This is a genomic window from Streptomyces cyaneus (assembly GCF_004028635.1).
Taxonomy (GTDB): Bacteria; Actinomycetota; Actinomycetes; order Streptomycetales; family Streptomycetaceae; genus Streptomyces; species Streptomyces cyaneus.
In genome coordinates, this window is the sequence record NZ_RQJW01000010.1 from 335877 (window position 1) to 349979 (window position 14103).

13 protein-coding genes and 3 pseudogenes are annotated in these 14103 nt (G+C 68.5%); 7 read left to right on the forward strand and 9 right to left on the reverse strand.

Translation table 11 applies throughout. The features are described from left to right. Nucleotides 1–245 precede the first annotated feature (245 nt). The gene (locus EHO50_RS33675; protein WP_128435030.1) at nt 246–1217 is read left to right on the forward strand and encodes an aldo/keto reductase; all 972 of its coding nucleotides are present in this window, start codon (nt 246–248) and stop codon (nt 1215–1217) included. On the opposite strand, the gene EHO50_RS33680 is transcribed toward EHO50_RS33675, so the two are convergent. Beyond that, a complete protein-coding gene (locus EHO50_RS33680; protein WP_164905022.1) occupies nt 1208–2623 on the reverse strand; it encodes a glycosyltransferase family 39 protein in 1416 nt (471 codons plus the stop codon). The two genes, EHO50_RS33675 and EHO50_RS33680, sit on opposite strands and share 10 nt — an antisense overlap. Nucleotides 2624–2787: 164 nt before the next feature. Between EHO50_RS33680 and EHO50_RS33685 the strand changes: the two genes are divergently transcribed. From EHO50_RS33685 to EHO50_RS33695, 3 genes are all read left to right on the forward strand, one after another. Continuing rightward, a complete protein-coding gene (locus EHO50_RS33685; RefSeq protein WP_128435031.1) occupies nt 2788–2991 on the forward strand; it encodes a hypothetical protein in 204 nt (67 codons plus the stop codon). Nucleotides 2992–3534: 543 nt separating this feature from the next. Then, the gene (locus EHO50_RS33690) at nt 3535–4215 is read left to right on the forward strand and encodes a response regulator (RefSeq protein WP_128435032.1); all 681 of its coding nucleotides are present in this window, start codon (nt 3535–3537) and stop codon (nt 4213–4215) included. A 218-nt stretch (nt 4216–4433) separates the two neighbouring features. Then, nucleotides 4434–5132 carry a class I SAM-dependent methyltransferase gene (locus EHO50_RS33695; RefSeq protein ID WP_128435033.1) on the forward strand — a complete coding sequence of 233 codons (699 nt, stop codon included), beginning with the start codon at nt 4434–4436 and terminating at the stop codon, nt 5130–5132. Nucleotides 5133–5420: 288 nt separating this feature from the next. Here the strand turns inward: EHO50_RS33695 and EHO50_RS33700 are convergent, their stop codons facing one another. The 5 genes and pseudogenes from EHO50_RS33700 to EHO50_RS33715 form a co-directional block, all read right to left on the reverse strand. Next, nucleotides 5421–6302 (reverse strand): LLM class F420-dependent oxidoreductase, encoded by an 882-nt coding sequence (locus EHO50_RS33700; RefSeq protein ID WP_128435034.1) that lies wholly within the window; start codon nt 6300–6302, stop codon nt 5421–5423. Nucleotides 6303–6509: 207 nt separating this feature from the next. Beyond that, nucleotides 6510–6980, reverse strand: coding sequence for a MaoC/PaaZ C-terminal domain-containing protein (locus EHO50_RS44270; RefSeq protein ID WP_164905023.1), 471 nt, complete (start codon nt 6978–6980; stop codon nt 6510–6512). A gap of 205 nt (nt 6981–7185) precedes the next feature. Next, the gene (locus EHO50_RS45385) at nt 7186–7611 is read right to left on the reverse strand and encodes a MarR family transcriptional regulator (protein ID WP_167517981.1); all 426 of its coding nucleotides are present in this window, start codon (nt 7609–7611) and stop codon (nt 7186–7188) included. A gap of 117 nt (nt 7612–7728) precedes the next feature. Further along, nucleotides 7729–8505 (reverse strand): annotated as a pseudogene (locus EHO50_RS45390) (ABC transporter ATP-binding protein); the annotation flags it as partial. Nucleotides 8506–8552: 47 nt separating this feature from the next. Further along, nucleotides 8553–8981, reverse strand: a pseudogene (locus EHO50_RS33715) (ABC transporter permease); the annotation flags it as partial. 98 nt (nt 8982–9079) lie between these two features. Between EHO50_RS33715 and EHO50_RS45395 the strand changes: the two are divergent. After that, nucleotides 9080–9340 (forward strand): annotated as a pseudogene (locus EHO50_RS45395) (transporter); the annotation flags it as partial. Here the strand turns inward: EHO50_RS45395 and EHO50_RS33725 are convergent. The 3 genes from EHO50_RS33725 to EHO50_RS33735 are packed head-to-tail and all read right to left on the reverse strand — an operon-like array spanning nt 9239 to nt 11486. Then, on the reverse strand, nt 9239–9892 hold the full coding sequence (locus EHO50_RS33725; RefSeq protein WP_342787021.1) for an amidohydrolase family protein: 654 nt from the start codon (nt 9890–9892) through the stop codon (nt 9239–9241). The pseudogene EHO50_RS45395 and the gene EHO50_RS33725 overlap by 102 nt on opposite strands. A gap of 29 nt (nt 9893–9921) precedes the next feature. Continuing rightward, nucleotides 9922–11037 (reverse strand): MAB_1171c family putative transporter, encoded by a 1116-nt coding sequence (locus EHO50_RS33730; protein WP_128435038.1) that lies wholly within the window; start codon nt 11035–11037, stop codon nt 9922–9924. A 2-nt stretch (nt 11038–11039) separates the two neighbouring features. Then, on the reverse strand, nt 11040–11486 hold the full coding sequence (locus EHO50_RS33735; RefSeq protein ID WP_246101656.1) for a hypothetical protein: 447 nt from the start codon (nt 11484–11486) through the stop codon (nt 11040–11042). 759 nt (nt 11487–12245) lie between these two features. Here EHO50_RS33735 and EHO50_RS33740 point away from each other — a divergent pair. Both EHO50_RS33740 and EHO50_RS33745 read left to right on the forward strand, forming a co-directional pair. Then, nucleotides 12246–12836: an MmyB family transcriptional regulator gene (locus EHO50_RS33740; RefSeq protein ID WP_246101675.1), complete on the forward strand. Its 591-nt coding sequence runs from the start codon at nt 12246–12248 to the stop codon at nt 12834–12836. A 228-nt stretch (nt 12837–13064) separates the two neighbouring features. Then, the gene (locus EHO50_RS33745; protein WP_128435040.1) at nt 13065–14093 is read left to right on the forward strand and encodes an NAD-dependent epimerase/dehydratase family protein; all 1029 of its coding nucleotides are present in this window, start codon (nt 13065–13067) and stop codon (nt 14091–14093) included. The last annotated feature ends 10 nt before the right edge of the window (nt 14094–14103 follow it).

A 14103-nucleotide genomic window follows, 5' to 3' on the forward strand; every position in this document is an offset into this window, starting at 1 on the left:
CGTGCCGGGGGTGAGGCATCGGACATCGAACTCGGAGCCTTCGTATCGCCGTTGCACGCGGCGCTCGACGATCGGGTCGGCCTGACGCGGACTCGCCGACGCGGTGCGAGCGAAAGTTTCAGTGATCCTCCGCAGGTGGTGACTGAATGCCACCGTCTGTACGGTCGTGCAGGCAAGTCGTGGCATTGAGGGGCACGCGCAGAGCGGCCCTTGCTATGGACCGTCAGCAAGGGGCTGAACAGCACATGCGTTTTCGGGAACTCGGCCGCACCGGGCTGACCGTGTCGGAGATCGGGTACGGGGCCTGGGGACTGGGCCAGGGGGCCTGGGTCGGCGCCGACGACGACTCCGGCGTCCGTGCCCTGCACCGTGCCCTCGATCTGGGCGTCAACTTCATCGACACCGCCAGGGCGTACGACCGCAGCGAGCGCGTCGTCGGCCGCGCGCTGAGGGAACTCCCGGGCGGCGGTGACGGTGTGTACGTGGCGACAAAGGTCGGGCCGAAGGTCCCGGTCTCGCTGGCGCCCAGCGGGCTCGACCCCATGGAGGCGTTCCCTGGCTCGCACCTGCGCGAGAGCCTGGAGACCAGCCTGCGCGAGCTCGGCCGCGACCACGTCGACCTCCTTCAGCTGCACACCTGGGAGGACGAGTGGACCGGCCGGGGTGACCTGCTGGAGACGGTGGCCGCCCTCAAGCAGGAGGGGAAGATCAGGTTCTTCGGCATCTCCGTCAAGGACCACCAGCCCGAGAACGTGCTCACGGTGCTGCGTACCGGCGTGCTGGATGCGGTCCAGGTCATCTACAACGTCTTCGAGCAGGCCCCGTCCGACGCCCTGCTGCCGGCCTGCGAGGAGTACGGCGTGGGGGTGATCGGGCGGGTCGCACTCGACGAGGGGGCCCTGACGGGCTCGATCCGTACGGGTGTCACCTTCCCCGAGGGCGACTGGCGCAACTGGTACTTCAGGGACGACCGGACCGCCCAGGTCCAAAAGCGCGTGGACACGCTCCTCGCCGACCTGGGGATCGGCGTCGACGAACTCGCCTCCACCGCACTGCGGTTCGCGCTCGCCGGGCAGGCGGTCTCCACGGTCATCGTCGGGATGCGGTCATTGGCGAACGTGGAACGCAATGCCGCGGTCACCGAGGCACCGCCGCTGACCGCAGAGGAACTCGCCCTGCTGACCAAACACCGCTGGCAGAAGAACTTCTACAGCTGATCCGTTCCTCCGCTCTCCTGGCCGGGGCACGGGACGTCGTCGCGCGCGTAGACGGTGACGCGGGCGCCGGTGACGTTCTTGGTCGTGCATGCGCGGAAGTACCGTTCCAGGGTGCGGTGTTTGGCCAGTTCCTGGGCGTTGATGTCCGAGTGCGCGCCCGCCGCGTCGCGGACTGCGACGATGCGTCGGAAGGCCCGCATGCGGTGGGCGATCTCCTGGGCGGGCAGCTCGGTGCCGGACAGCGTGTCCGAGGACACGGCGTCCCGTGCCAGCGCGAGGTCGGTGAGTACCCGGGTGTCCTGCGGACGTGCCTGGGTCCAGACGCGGTGGCGGCCCGACAGGTAGAGGAGACCGTCGCCGGGGCCGGCGGACTGACGTACCGCGCGGCCGATGGCGATCACGTCGTCGTGGCGGCTCTGCGGTGTCCGCAGGTGCATGCTCACCGGCATAAGGGAGGCCAGCACCGCGGCCGCAACCGCCCACGGGGCCCATCCCGTCGGCGGCCGACGGAAGGCGTGATCGATGCCGGCGCCCAGCAGCAACGCGAAACCGATGGTGCTGTAGAGGACGTACCGGTCGACGAACAGGGGCTTGATGGGCGCGAGCAGGAGAAGGAGAAGGAGCAGACCGGGCAGGATCAGGATCGGCAGCGCCAGAGCTGCCAGGCTGATGGGCCCGCGCCCGGTCACGGGGCTTCGCGCGCACCAGACGCCCACCACCGCCATGGCCAGCAGGCCCAGCAGCTGCACAGGGTGCGGCCAGGCGATCCAGGCGACCTGTCCGGACTGCCCCGCACTGAACACCGCCAGCGGCAGCAGCCCCGCCGCGGCGCCCCAGGCCGCCACCGTCCACGCCCGCATCACAGGGCGAGGGACCCCGGAGACGAGCAGGGTCACGCCGTGGGCGGCCACGGCCAGGATCGCGAACTCGTGGAGCAGGCCGGCGAGCAGCATGGCAAGGCCGTAAGCGCACCACCGCCCTCGGGACGGGCGGGCGACGGTGCGGACGAGCAGGTATGTGGACCAGGTGACCAGAGCGCACACCATGGCGTACGAGCGGCCCTCCTGCGTGTACAGCTGAATCTGAGGGATCAGGGGGAAGACGAGACCGGCCAGCAGTCCGACACGAGAACCGGCGAGACGATGGCCCACGAGTCCGACGCCGGCTGCGGCCAAGGACATGGCCACCACTGAGGGCAGGCGCAACGTCAGCAGCTCACCGCCGAACAGTTTGAACAGCCCGTGCATCAGCGTGTAGTAGAGCGCGTGCACGAGGTCCACGTGCTGGACGGTGCGCCAGATGTGCGCCACGCTGCGGTGCGCGAGTTGGTAGGTGACGGATTCGTCGCCCCACATACTGTTCTTCCGGCGTATCCCCCACAGGCCCAGGGCCAGCGTGACCATCATGGGCACGATGACCGCCAGTGCGGCATGCGGCTCGCGTCGCGGACTCCGGGATCGAACGACGGCAGGCTTGAGAAGAGGGTGCGTTTGTCCCTGTGCGGTGTTGATGGCGAGCTCCGAGGGCTGCGACCGGACGGCCGACTGGATGTGTGCAGGGAGGCCCGTACATGGCCCCCGCCGTGCTGACTCTCACCGTCGGCGCAGAGGGGCCCTGGGCCTGGCGGTCCTGGAGATCAGCGCGTCTTCAGCCCAGGGCGAAGAAGACCATGGGGCTGTCCGCGCTGCTCCTGAGCGCGGCGGCGAGCGGCGGTGCGACCAGCTCGCGCTACTTCTCACGGACCCGGCCGAGGCCGTCGGCGCAGGTCCAGTAGAGGCTACGGATGTGGTCGAAGTCGATGTGCTGGTGCATGCGCGCGCTCCGTGCTGGTGGCCGTTGTCGGGGGCGCGCAGAAGGTAGGAAATCGAACTGCGAACGCACATCACACCCAGGTGCTGACTTCTGGCCTCACACCTGGGTATGACGGTGCCAGGTTTTGGAACCTCCAGGGCCTCGCTCAGCGCCCATTGACCCGCGGACCGGCGGCCCATCGGCTTCAGGTCAGGTGAGGGTCCACTTCTGGGTGGTGCCGTTGTTGTCGGCGGCGTTGGACGCGGGCGTCGGTCGGGGACCCACCCGACTCTGCCTGTCAACTCCCTGCCCCTCAATCCGCCGTTCGGCCGAGGTCCCGCGTGTCCGGGCCGGTTGCTCATGGCCGTTCGGCCGAGGTGGTGGTCCCTGCTGAGAGGGGAGAGTGGAGCCCGGTCTCAGCCCCGTACCGCAGCGGTACGGCGATACCGCCGCAGCCACCACGCCTTCGCCGCCATGTGGCCTGGCGGCACGGGTTCGTCAGGTGACCAGGACAGGAGAGATGGGCATGACTATCCGCGTGGTCGTCGTGGACGACCAGGACATGGTGCGCTCGGGGTTCGCCGCGCTGCTGTCCGCGCAGAGCGACATCGACGTCGTGGGGGAGGCGCCCAACGGCCGACTGGGCGTCGAGGTCAGCCGCAGCACGCACCCCGACGTGGTGCTGATGGATGTACGGATGCCGGAGATGGACGGGCTGGAGGCGGCCCGCCGACTGCTCGATCCGCCGCCCGGTGTGGTGCACCGCCCAAAGGTGCTGATGTTGACGACTTTCGACATCGACGACTACGTCTACGAGGCCCTGCACGCCGGGGCCAGCGGCTTCCTACTCAAGGACGCCCCAGTCGCCGAACTCATCCAGGCGGTGCGGGTGATCGCCGCAGGTGATGCGCTGCTCGCCCCGTCCATCACCCGTCGCCTCATCGAGGACGTGGCTCGGCGCCGCCCCGTCCCGCGCCCGAACACCCGCCTGCGGCTCAACGGCCTCACGCCACGGGAGACGGAGGTCCTGCTGCTGGTCGCGCGGGGCCTGTCGAATGCGGAGATCGCCTCGACGCTGGTGGTGTCGGAACAGACCGTCAAGACCCACATGAGCCGGCTGCTGGCCAAGCTCGGCGCCCGCGATCGGGCCCAACTCGTCGTCATGGCCTACGAGTCGGGGCTGGTCGCTCCGGGGAGGTCCGGCTGAGCCACGCCCGGCGCGGCCGACTGCGGTCATCACGGACGGGCAAGCCTGGCGCCACCGTCACGATCCGGGCACCGGCACACCCCCGGCCCCCGGGGCTACCTCACGTCATACCCAGGTGTGACACCGGAGTTGGCACCTGGGTGGGACGTGCCGAGTCGTCCCCACGTTCTAGCGTCACCGCGCCTTGATCAACCAGACCGGTTTCGCACGGAGCGCTCATGCACCAGACCATCGACCTCGACCACATCATCCGGCTCTACCGCGCCTACGCCGGCGACCTCGACCGGGCCCGCGAGAAGCAGCGGAAACTGCTCGCGCCGCCGACCTCGCTGAAGGCCCAACTCGACGACATCGAAGCGGAGATCACCTACCTCCTGCTGCGCGAGACCCGACCGGAGACGGTGGTGGAGATCGGCACCTTCCACGGCTGGTCCACCACCTGGATCCTCCAGGCACTGAGGGACAATGGCACCGGCCACCTGTACTCCTACGACGTCGTGGACCACGTCGTGCGCAACATCCCCGAGCAGTTGTCCACCGGCCGCTGGACGTTCACCCAGGGGGACGCGCGGGAGAACCTGGAGAAGATCCCGGACACCGCGGACTTCCTCTTCATCGACGCGGCGCACTCGGCGAGTTTCGCCCGCTGGTACATCCGCGAGTTGTTCCCGCGCATGCGACCGGGCATACCGGTGTGCGTCCACGACGTCTTCCACGGCCGCAGGCCGCTGCCGTTCACCGAGGGCGCGGTCGTCCTGCGCTGGCTCGCCGACCAGGAGAACACCTGTTTCACCCCCTCCCGGGCCCGCGCACCCGAGATCCACGACCGCCTCAACGACGTCAAGCGAACCCTCGATCTGGGGCACCCCCTGCGGGACAGCAGGGACAACCCCATGATCTTCTTCACCCTGCGCTGAGGCGTGGGACCGTCGCCTGCGCATGAGTGAGAGCCGCAGAGCCCAACCGTGACGAAACTGTCATCCGGACTTGGTCGATCACGCCGACGTCGGGTGGAAGAAATCCTCGCCCGGCTGCGCACGGCCGAAGCCTGAGCCGCCGCACCGACGGAGGGTCCGGCGAGTACTCTGCGGCGGGGCGGGGCGGTGGCGCATCGCTCGACGACAGGCACGGTCGCCGGCTCCGTCAGGACACGGTCCGGACGGAGCCGACCGCCTGCGAGGAGACGGCCGGCTTCTCGAGCCGCCTCAGCCCAGTTCGGCCAGCCGTCGTACGGCCGGGGCGGCGAAGGTCTCCATCCACCGCGACGTGGCTCCCAGATGCGGCGAGATGATCACCGTGTCGATGCCGAGCTTGCCGTAGGGCTCGACGTCACGGCTGAAGGTGTCCAGGTCCTCCTCGGTGGCCGCCGCTCCGGAGTACGTGAGGGTCCGGCGGACGGCGTCGTAGTCCCGGTCCGCCTCTTCGCAGTGCCCGCGCAGCACGTCCAGCTTGTGCGCCACCTCCTCGGGCGAGGTGGCGAACAGGTTGCAGGCGTCGGCGTACCGGGCGACGAGCCGCAGGGTCTTCTTCTCACCGCCGCCGCCGATCATGATCTCGGGGTGCGGGCTGCTGACCGGCGGCGGGACGCACAGGGTCTCGGTGAGTTGGTAGTAGCGGCCCTCGAAGGGCCCGTTGTCGTCCGGGTCCCACATCTGCAGGCAGATCCGCAGGGTCTCCTCCAGCCGCTCGAAGCGCTCCGCGAGCGGCGGGTAGGGCACGCCCAGGCCGTGGTGCTCACGGTCGTACCAGGCCGCGCCGATGCCCAGGGTGGCCCGGCCGCCGGACAGTACGTCGAGCGTGGTGGCGATCTTGGCGAGAAGCCCGGGGTGACGGTACGTCACCCCGGTGACCAGAGCGCCCAGTCGCACGGTGGAGGTGTGGGCGGCCAGGTAGGCCAGGGTCGTGTAGGCCTCCAGCATGGGTGCCTCGGCGCCGCCGTTGAACTCCATCTGGAAGTAGTGGTCCATGACCGACAGCCGGTTCACACCTGCCGCTTCGGCCGCCTCTCCCGCGGCGGCCAGTTCGGCACGCAGTGCGCCGCCGCCTTGCGGGTGATCGAACCGGTTGATGTGCACGCCGACGTGCATGTCCGTCTCCGTTCGTTTCCTTTACGGGCCGTTGTCGACCCAGCGATGCTTGCGCGACGGTCAGTTACGACGTCGTGCTCCGCGCCGGCCTACGCCCTGTCGTGTCCAAGTGGCCGTGGCCAACGCCGCCCACTTGATCGACGGCGGGCCGATGAGTACGGCGCAGGGGCGGCCGGTCCGTCCCGGTCACCGGGGCATACCGGACCATCACGCCGCCCCGCCTTCACTCCCGCCCGTCGGCCGGTGCTCCCAGAGCGTCTCTCCCCGGACCTCCATGACGATGGTGCCGGAGCCGTTGGTGAGGGTGCCCTGGCTGCGGACGGCGGCGGTGCCGTCGTCGCGGGGCCGGACCTCCACGATCTCCAGCGTGCCGTGCAGGACGTCCCCGGGCCGGACCGGCGCCCGCATGCGCAGGGATTCGATCTCCCGGCCGGCGATGAGGGCGGCGCGCGAGAACACCGCGTCCACCAGGAGGCGCTGCAGGACCGCCGCGGTGTGGAAACCGCTGGCGATGAGGCCCCCGAAGCGGCTCGTGGCAGCCGCTTCCTCGTCTGTGTGGAGAGGCAGCGGGTCGAAGCGGCGGCCGAAGTCGAGGATCTCCTCCTTGGAGACCTTGGCGTTGCCCAGGTCGAACACGGCCCCGGGTCGGAGATCCTCGGCGTACAGCACGGCGCTCACCGCCGTTCCAGGGCCGGCGCAAGCCCCGCGTCGTCGCGGTGATGACGCGGCATGTCCGGCTTGGGACCGAACCCTGCCGGTCCTCGGCACGGGGTGAACCGGTGTATGTGCACGCCGAGTCGCATGCGGGCCTCCGCTCGTCTTCTCATCCGGTCGCTGACCGCCCGGTTGCCGTCCGTCGGACGGGCATGGCCCGGACGTCAGTTCAGTCCAGTTCCGTGACGAACCGCCAGAGCAGGCGGCTGAACGTCTCGACGTCTTCGTCCGGCCACCGGCCGAGCCGCTCCTCAAGCCCCTTGCGCTGGTGCTGCCTGACGCGGGCCAGGCAGGCACGACCGGTGTCGCTGAGTTCCAGCAGCTTGGTCCTGGGCCGCGACGGATGTGCCACCCGGTGCAGGAGGCCGTCTTCTTCCAGCTGGGACAGCTGACGGCTGACGGTGGACTTCTCCAGGCCGTACCTCTCCGCCAGATCGGAGGCGGTCGGATGAGGGACGGTGCCTACGTAGGACAGCATCGTGTACGCGACGAAGGACAGTTCGTCGTACATGTTGTTCGCCCGCACCCTGGAATTGCGGGAGAACAGGATGATCGCCTCGTGGATCACGTCGAGGGGTTCGTCACGGGCCGCCATGACGCCATCCTGGAGTTGTGCGAAGCAACTGTCAAGGTTGTATCGCACAACTCTGACCTCGTCGCTCTCCGGTGACCGGAGTCCCGAGCCGAGTTCCGGGCCGGCGTCGCCCGAAGCCGTGTCGCCGCTGTGGTGCTTGGCACGCTGGATCTGCTCGTAGACGTGCGCGCGCAGCTCGCCGAAGCGCGCGCTGGAGCGGGTGTGCAACTGGTCGCGCTCGTCGAGCAGATCGATGACCAGGTCCTCCTGCACCACGGTCGGCGACTTCGACAGGATGATCGTGCGCTGGCCGAGGTAGACGCCTTCGTCGATGTCGTGGGTGACGAACAGGACGGTGACGCCCAGCTCGTGCCACAGGCGCCGGATGAGGTCCTCCAGGTCGGCGCGGGTCTGCGCGTCGACGGCCGCGAAGGGTTCGTCCATGAGCAGCACTTTGGGTTCGTACGCGACTGCGCGGGCGATGGCGACGCGCTGCTGCATGCCGCCGGAGAGCTGCCAGGGGTAGGCGTGGTGGGCGTCTGGCAGGCCGACGACTTTCAGGGCGTGGTCGACGAGTTCCTTCTCGCGGGCCTTGCCGAGGTTCTTGCGGCGCAGCGGGAGGGCGACGTTGTCGCGGACGTTCATCCAGGCGAACAGGGAGCGGCCGTACTCCTGGAAGACCACCGCCATGCCGGGCGGGGGCCCGCTGACCGGACGGCCGTCCAGCATCACCTCGCCACCGGTGGGGGTGAGCACTCCGGCCATGCACTTCAGCAGGGTGGTCTTGCCGCAGCCCGACGGGGCGACCAGGCACACCAGTTCACCGGCGTCGATGTGGAAGCTGAGACTGCGCAGCGCCTCGAGGGTGCGGTTGCGTCCGGTGTAGGTCTTCTGCAGGTTGCGTACGTCGAGCATCGACGTCTCCTTCGTACGGGTGGGCGGCGTCGTGGCCGGATGGCCGGTCAGGGGTTGCGCTGGACGCGGCGCAGGCCCTGGTACCAGGCCAGGAACCGGCTCTCGGCGAGGCGGAAGAGCAGCGACAGGACGAAGCCGAGCAGGCCGAGCAGAAGGACGCCGCTCCACATCTCGGGGATGGCGAACGTGCGCTGGAACTGCACGATGGTGAAGCCCAGTCCGTTGCTGGCGGCGAACATCTCGCTGATGACCATGAGGATGATCCCGATCGACAGCGACTGCCGCATGCCGGTGACGATCTGCGGGCTGGCCGAGCGCAGCACGAGGTGCCACAGGCGGGCGGGGCCGACGATGCCGTAGGAGCGGCAGGTGTCGATGAGCACCTCGTCGACGGCGCGGACGCCCTCGACCGTGTTGAGCAGGATCGGCCAGATGCAGCCGCTGACGATGACCAGGATCTTCATGGTGTCGCCAAGTGATCCCTGGGATCCGTGGGACGCTGGTGCGCCTCGGTGGCCCGGACGTAGCTTCTCACACGATCTTCACTCGCTCGAAGCCCCTCGCGGAAACAATCCTGCCCCTCGTCGACGTTCTCGATCTTCGAGCCGAGGAGGGGAAGGTGTCGGGCCTGAAACTGTTCCACACGACGAACAGCGGCGTGACCGAGGTCATGCCGCACCTTGCTGAGGTCGAGGCGGATGTGCAGGGTCTCGTCGAGGCGCACATGGAGACGCTACTGGGAGTCCGGTTCCTGGCCAGCGAATACGGCACCGGGCCGGTCCACGGGGGCCGGATCGATTCGCTCGGGCTGGATGAGAACGGATCGCCCGTCCTTCGTCAGGCCGCCCCCGCTCGCCATCACCTTGATCACTCCGGCGCCCGCCGCCGCGTTGCGCCGTACCAGGTCACGGACGGCAGCCTCGCCGCGGACCTCACCGCCCAGGAAATGGCAGTGGCCTCCGGGTGTGGTCAATGGTGTGCCTGCGGACACGATGCGGGGGCCGGGGGTGGCGCCCCGGCCGATCTCCTCGCGCAGGCGCAGTGCCAGGGCATTGCGGTCTCCGAGGTCCCGGACCGTTGTCACGCCGCTCGACAGGAGCTGCTCCGTACGGCGGCGCATGTCGTGTAGCAGCTTCTCGTCGCTCGAGTCGGTGAAGCCGGCCAACGGGTCGGTGCTGCCGTCGAACACGAGGTGCACGTGGGCGTCGATGAGCCCGGGCATCACCGTGGCACCGGGAAACGAGAGATCTGCGCCCCGAGGGCCGGAGTGGCCGGTGACCTGTGCGCGAGGCCCGACGGCGGTGATCCGGTCACCCTCTATGAGGACGGCGCCGTCCTCCACGTACGTCCCGGAGTCGGTCAGGATCCGGTCGGCGGTGATCAGCATGTCGTCTCGCCTTCGCTGTCTTTCCACGGTCACGCGGTGAGCCGCAGCGCCTCCGACACCGCGATCAGCTGGTCGACATCCGAGTCCCGGTCGTCACCCGTCGGCCGTGCCAGAGGTACCGCCCTTGCCGGGGCCGGGGCACCCTGCTGGATCGTGGCAGAGGCACACCGGAGCCGTCTGGCCAGTTCGGCCGGCTCCAGGCTGAGGAGGTCGGTTTCCTCGTTCCCAGCCGCCAGGTAGGGGCTGATGTCGAGTAGTCCATCGCGGCATTCCACTATCCGTCGGTGATAGCGGCGGTGCACTCCACGGGCCCGCCACCGATCCCACGGTGTGCGGGACGCGGGCTTCAGCTCGTTCTTCGGGTTGATCCCGGTCAGCAGCTCCCACAACGGGGCCAGCCGGCGGTGGTCCCGGCGCCGGCGCAGCGATAGCCGCGTGGCGGTGATTCGCGCGCGCAGGCCCGAATAGGTGACGCCCACGACGAAGAGCAGGCTCGACACTGTCAACAACGCTGCTGCCGAGGTCATGAGCGGGTGGGGCACGGACCCTCCACTCCAGCGGACGACGGTGAAGACCGCACGGATGCCGCAGGCCGCCGCCAGCGAGCCAAGGCCGATCGCGGTGATCCACAGCCCGGTGGCGTGAGGCCGACCAGATTTGCGGGCATAGCGGGCGGACCACCGTCCGGCCGTCCCGATCGCGTACGTCATATACAGGCCCGCGCAGAGGTAGAACACGGCGACCTGCGGGATCGTCATGTCCATCGTGCGGCTCGGTCCGCTGAGTGCTCCCAGCGGTACGGTCAAGGCAGCCACAGTGATGGCTACCGAGACAAGGGCCACCACGACGCCCGCCCTCCGGGCTCGACGCCGTGCCGCAGGCCCGTCGGCCGAGTACAAGTAGAAGCACATCAGGAAGTAGCACGCGAGCAGCAGCAACAGGTTCTGGAGCAGCCGCGTGATGTTGTGCCCCGCCATGATGTCGAGGCCGTGGGCACCCCCCGGCCTGGCTATGGCGTGCGACAGACCCAGGGTCAGGAGGGTGAGGGCAACCGACCTCGTGGGAGCGTCACGGGGGGCACGCGACCACAGGAACAGTCGCCACACGACGGCGGCGGCGATGATCAGCGGAAGGCACTTCGCCATGGCTACAGCCACCCCCGCCGGTCACCCAGAGCAGCCTGCACACGGCGGACCTCCGGATCCTCCGACAACGGCGGAAGCGCGTCCACCACCGAAGACCACTCCAGGATGATCGTCGCAGCGAGCTCGACCGAGCACTCCTGCTCATCCTCGAACGAGCAGCGCAGGGATACACGCCGGATCAGCTTCGGGTCGACTATAGGGATGAGGGCAGCCCACTCCTCCACGAAATCGGCCGCCGACTCCGCCACGACGTCACCCTCCCACTCCGCGACGATGATGTGGAGAAGCTCGTGGAGGATGATCTGGAGCTGGTGCAGCCGGGTCGTCTCCTGCTGGTAGACGATGATGTCCACCTGCGGCATTTCGAGCCACATCCCCGACGGCCCCGGCACCTCCAGCGGGACCGGGCGAAGGACGATCGGACGGCCGCGCCTCTCGCCGAGAGCCATGGCCAGTTCCTCCACGTTCAGTGGGGGGTGAATTCCCAGGCTGCGCAGCTCTTTCCGGAGCCGGCGGTGGAGGTCGCGTTCCACGGTCCGCCGTTCGGCCGTACGCCACCGCCTCCATCGGCGGCGCGCTCTCTCGCGCGCTGGCGCCGCAGATTCCTGAGCGCCTGAGAGGCCCTCTCCCAGAGACATGTGAGCAATCCCTTCGTGCCGGCTGGTCGAGGCTCTTCCTCCGAGCCGGATTAGGCCAGAAGGCGTATCCCCTGGCCGGGATAACCCTATTGGCGCATCTCGGAAGTCATGGGAAAGAAAGGCCGTGCATATCCTGTAGATGAGAACTGGCAGTTCTCATAGACGGACAGTCCCCATTTCAACCGTTGCTTGCCGATTGCAGGTGTGGGCTTCAACTCGCCTAAAATTAAGCTCTGCTGACGAGTGGCCATGGCGGCGGTCGGTGCCGTGGAAAAACGGGAACCTGTGACGTGTATCCCACCCGTGGACGCTAACGGACGTTATATGAACGTTATGAGCGGTGGGGGTGCCCCCGAGGCTCTCCTCCTCACCCGCATACTGAGGCAAGCTCGCGCACGCCGAGATACATCGGACATACCGGGGTTTACGTCCATGTTCGGTGCGGGTTCCACTCGCGGGATCACTCAGGCTCAGACCGCGCAACTGGCAGGCGTGAGCCGCCGGTGGTACAACTCCCTCGAATCAGGGTGCCCAGCGAACTACAGTGACGGGTTCCTCCATCGGATCCGCGTGGTCCTCGCGCTGAACGACGATGAATGGGCCATCGTCTATCGCATCGCCCGTGGCCGAGCGTCGGCCGCCACTGCCGCAAGCCCTCTCAATCAACTCCTGCCACCTGCTCTGGTGGCACTTGTCGAGCAGAGCAAGACCTGGGGCATCTACCTCAGCGACCAGCGCTGGGACGTCCTCGCCTGCAACGAGAGGATCCAGGAATACTTTCCGTGGATGGGTTCCGGCCCCAACGTCGTGGAATGGGTGCTGACATGGCCGGACGCGCGAGCTCAGCTCATCAACTGGGAAAGAGACTGGGCTCTGCCCACGATGGCAGCGCTCCGTGTCAATGCGGAACAGTGGCCAAATGACAAACGACTTCAGGAGGTCATTGCAACTGTGCGGCTCGACCCGACTGCCCGCAAATTGTGGAACGCCCCCGACCTACCGGCCGTCACTCATCCGGCGTCGAGTTCACCACGCCGTCTTTACCTGCCACGGCAGGATGACAAGGAGTTCGCGATACGGATTGTGGCGCTCACGCCCATGGAGCTGCCTGCCTGTCGACTGATCGCAATCACGCCTGCAGAGCTGGTGTCTACCGGCTGAAACGACGTCAAGCGCCTGCCCATGGAAGGTGGGTCGCGAGAGGGGAAGCCGGACTCATCAAGGGCAGCAAATCGAGCCCATTGCTGCAGTGCCTCGGGTCGAGGAGGACCCACAATGGGTGGTCCAACGGAGCGCGGGCCATGCGTAGCAAACCCAGTGGCCCAGCCCGGGTGGGAGTGGGCTGCCCGGGCTTCCGCGAACAGGGCCGCGGAGGGCAGGATCGGGCGCATGCGCATTCTGGTCCTCGGCGGCACATGGTTCCTCGGTAAAGAGATCGTCTTTGGCGCGCTCGGGCGCGGGTGGGAGGTGACGACGTTCAACCGGGGTCGATCCGGTCCCGACATCCCCGGCGTCAACGCGATTCATGGTGACCGGACGGCCCTCGGCGACCTGCGCCGTCTGTCCGCTGCTGGCCCGTGGGATGCGGTGTTGGACACTTCCAGCTCGGAACTGCCGCCCCGTGACGTGCTCCTGGCCGCGCGGGCTCTGGCCGGACAGGTTGACCGGTGGGTGCACATCTCCACCGTGTCCGTGTATGCCGACTGGCCGCACCACCCGCTCACCGAGGCATCCCCGCTGCTGGACTGCCCGCCTGACGCCGACGACACGTTCGGCTTCACAGGCCCGGACGGCTCGCCGACGAAGTACGGGTTCCAGAAGGCGGGTGGGGAGCGGGCTGTGTCCGAGGCCCTCGGCGGCCGGGTGGTGTTCCTGCGGCCCGGCGTGATCCTCGGCCCTGGCGAATACGTTGGCCGTCTGCCCTGGTGGCTGGCCCGCGCCGCGCGGGGCGGGCGGATCCTCGCCCCGTCCCCGGCCGAGCGGCGGATTCAGCCGGTCGATGTCCGCGACGTGGCGGCTTTCGCCCTTGACCAGGCCGCCGACCTGAGCGCCGGCGGAGCCTTCAATGTCGCCCACCCCGAGGGGCTCACGTTCGTCGAGTTCGTGACCGCCTGCCTGACCGCGACCGGCGGCGCGGGACGGCCTCTATGGGCGGCTGCGGACGACCTGGACCGCCACGGGGTCAAGCAGTGGACGGAAATGCCGCTGTGGCGCACGCACGCTGGGGTGTGGGCCGTCGACCCGTCGCGGGCCGTGGCTGCCGGTCTGCGCTGCCGCCCGCTGCTGGAGACGATCGCCGACACCTGGGCGTGGCTCCAGGCCGACGGGCGGCCCGTGGAGCATCCGCGGTGGGCCGAACACGGCATCGCCCCCGAGAAGGAAGCCAAGATCCTGGCGTCTCTCTCGGGGGCGAACTGACCGGCAGGGG

Excerpts from the sequence above, each read along its gene's own strand:
- EHO50_RS33675 (WP_128435030.1), top strand. The coding sequence starts at position 246 with ATGCGTTTTCGGGAACTCGGCCGCACCGGGCTGACCGTGTCGGAGATC.
- EHO50_RS33680 (WP_164905022.1), bottom strand. The coding sequence starts at position 2,623 with ATGATGGTCACGCTGGCCCTGGGCCTGTGGGGGATACGCCGGAAGAAC.
- EHO50_RS33685 (WP_128435031.1), top strand. The coding sequence starts at position 2,788 with ATGGCCCCCGCCGTGCTGACTCTCACCGTCGGCGCAGAGGGGCCCTGG.
- EHO50_RS33690 (WP_128435032.1), top strand. The coding sequence starts at position 3,535 with ATGACTATCCGCGTGGTCGTCGTGGACGACCAGGACATGGTGCGCTCG.
- EHO50_RS33695 (WP_128435033.1), top strand. The coding sequence starts at position 4,434 with ATGCACCAGACCATCGACCTCGACCACATCATCCGGCTCTACCGCGCC.
- EHO50_RS33700 (WP_128435034.1), bottom strand. The coding sequence starts at position 6,302 with ATGCACGTCGGCGTGCACATCAACCGGTTCGATCACCCGCAAGGCGGC.
- EHO50_RS45385 (WP_167517981.1), bottom strand. The coding sequence starts at position 7,611 with ATGGCGGCCCGTGACGAACCCCTCGACGTGATCCACGAGGCGATCATC.
- EHO50_RS33725 (WP_342787021.1), bottom strand. The coding sequence starts at position 9,892 with ATGCTGATCACCGCCGACCGGATCCTGACCGACTCCGGGACGTACGTG.
- EHO50_RS33730 (WP_128435038.1), bottom strand. The coding sequence starts at position 11,037 with ATGGCGAAGTGCCTTCCGCTGATCATCGCCGCCGCCGTCGTGTGGCGA.
- EHO50_RS33735 (WP_246101656.1), bottom strand. The coding sequence starts at position 11,486 with ATGGCTCTCGGCGAGAGGCGCGGCCGTCCGATCGTCCTTCGCCCGGTC.
- EHO50_RS33745 (WP_128435040.1), top strand. The coding sequence starts at position 13,065 with ATGCGCATTCTGGTCCTCGGCGGCACATGGTTCCTCGGTAAAGAGATC.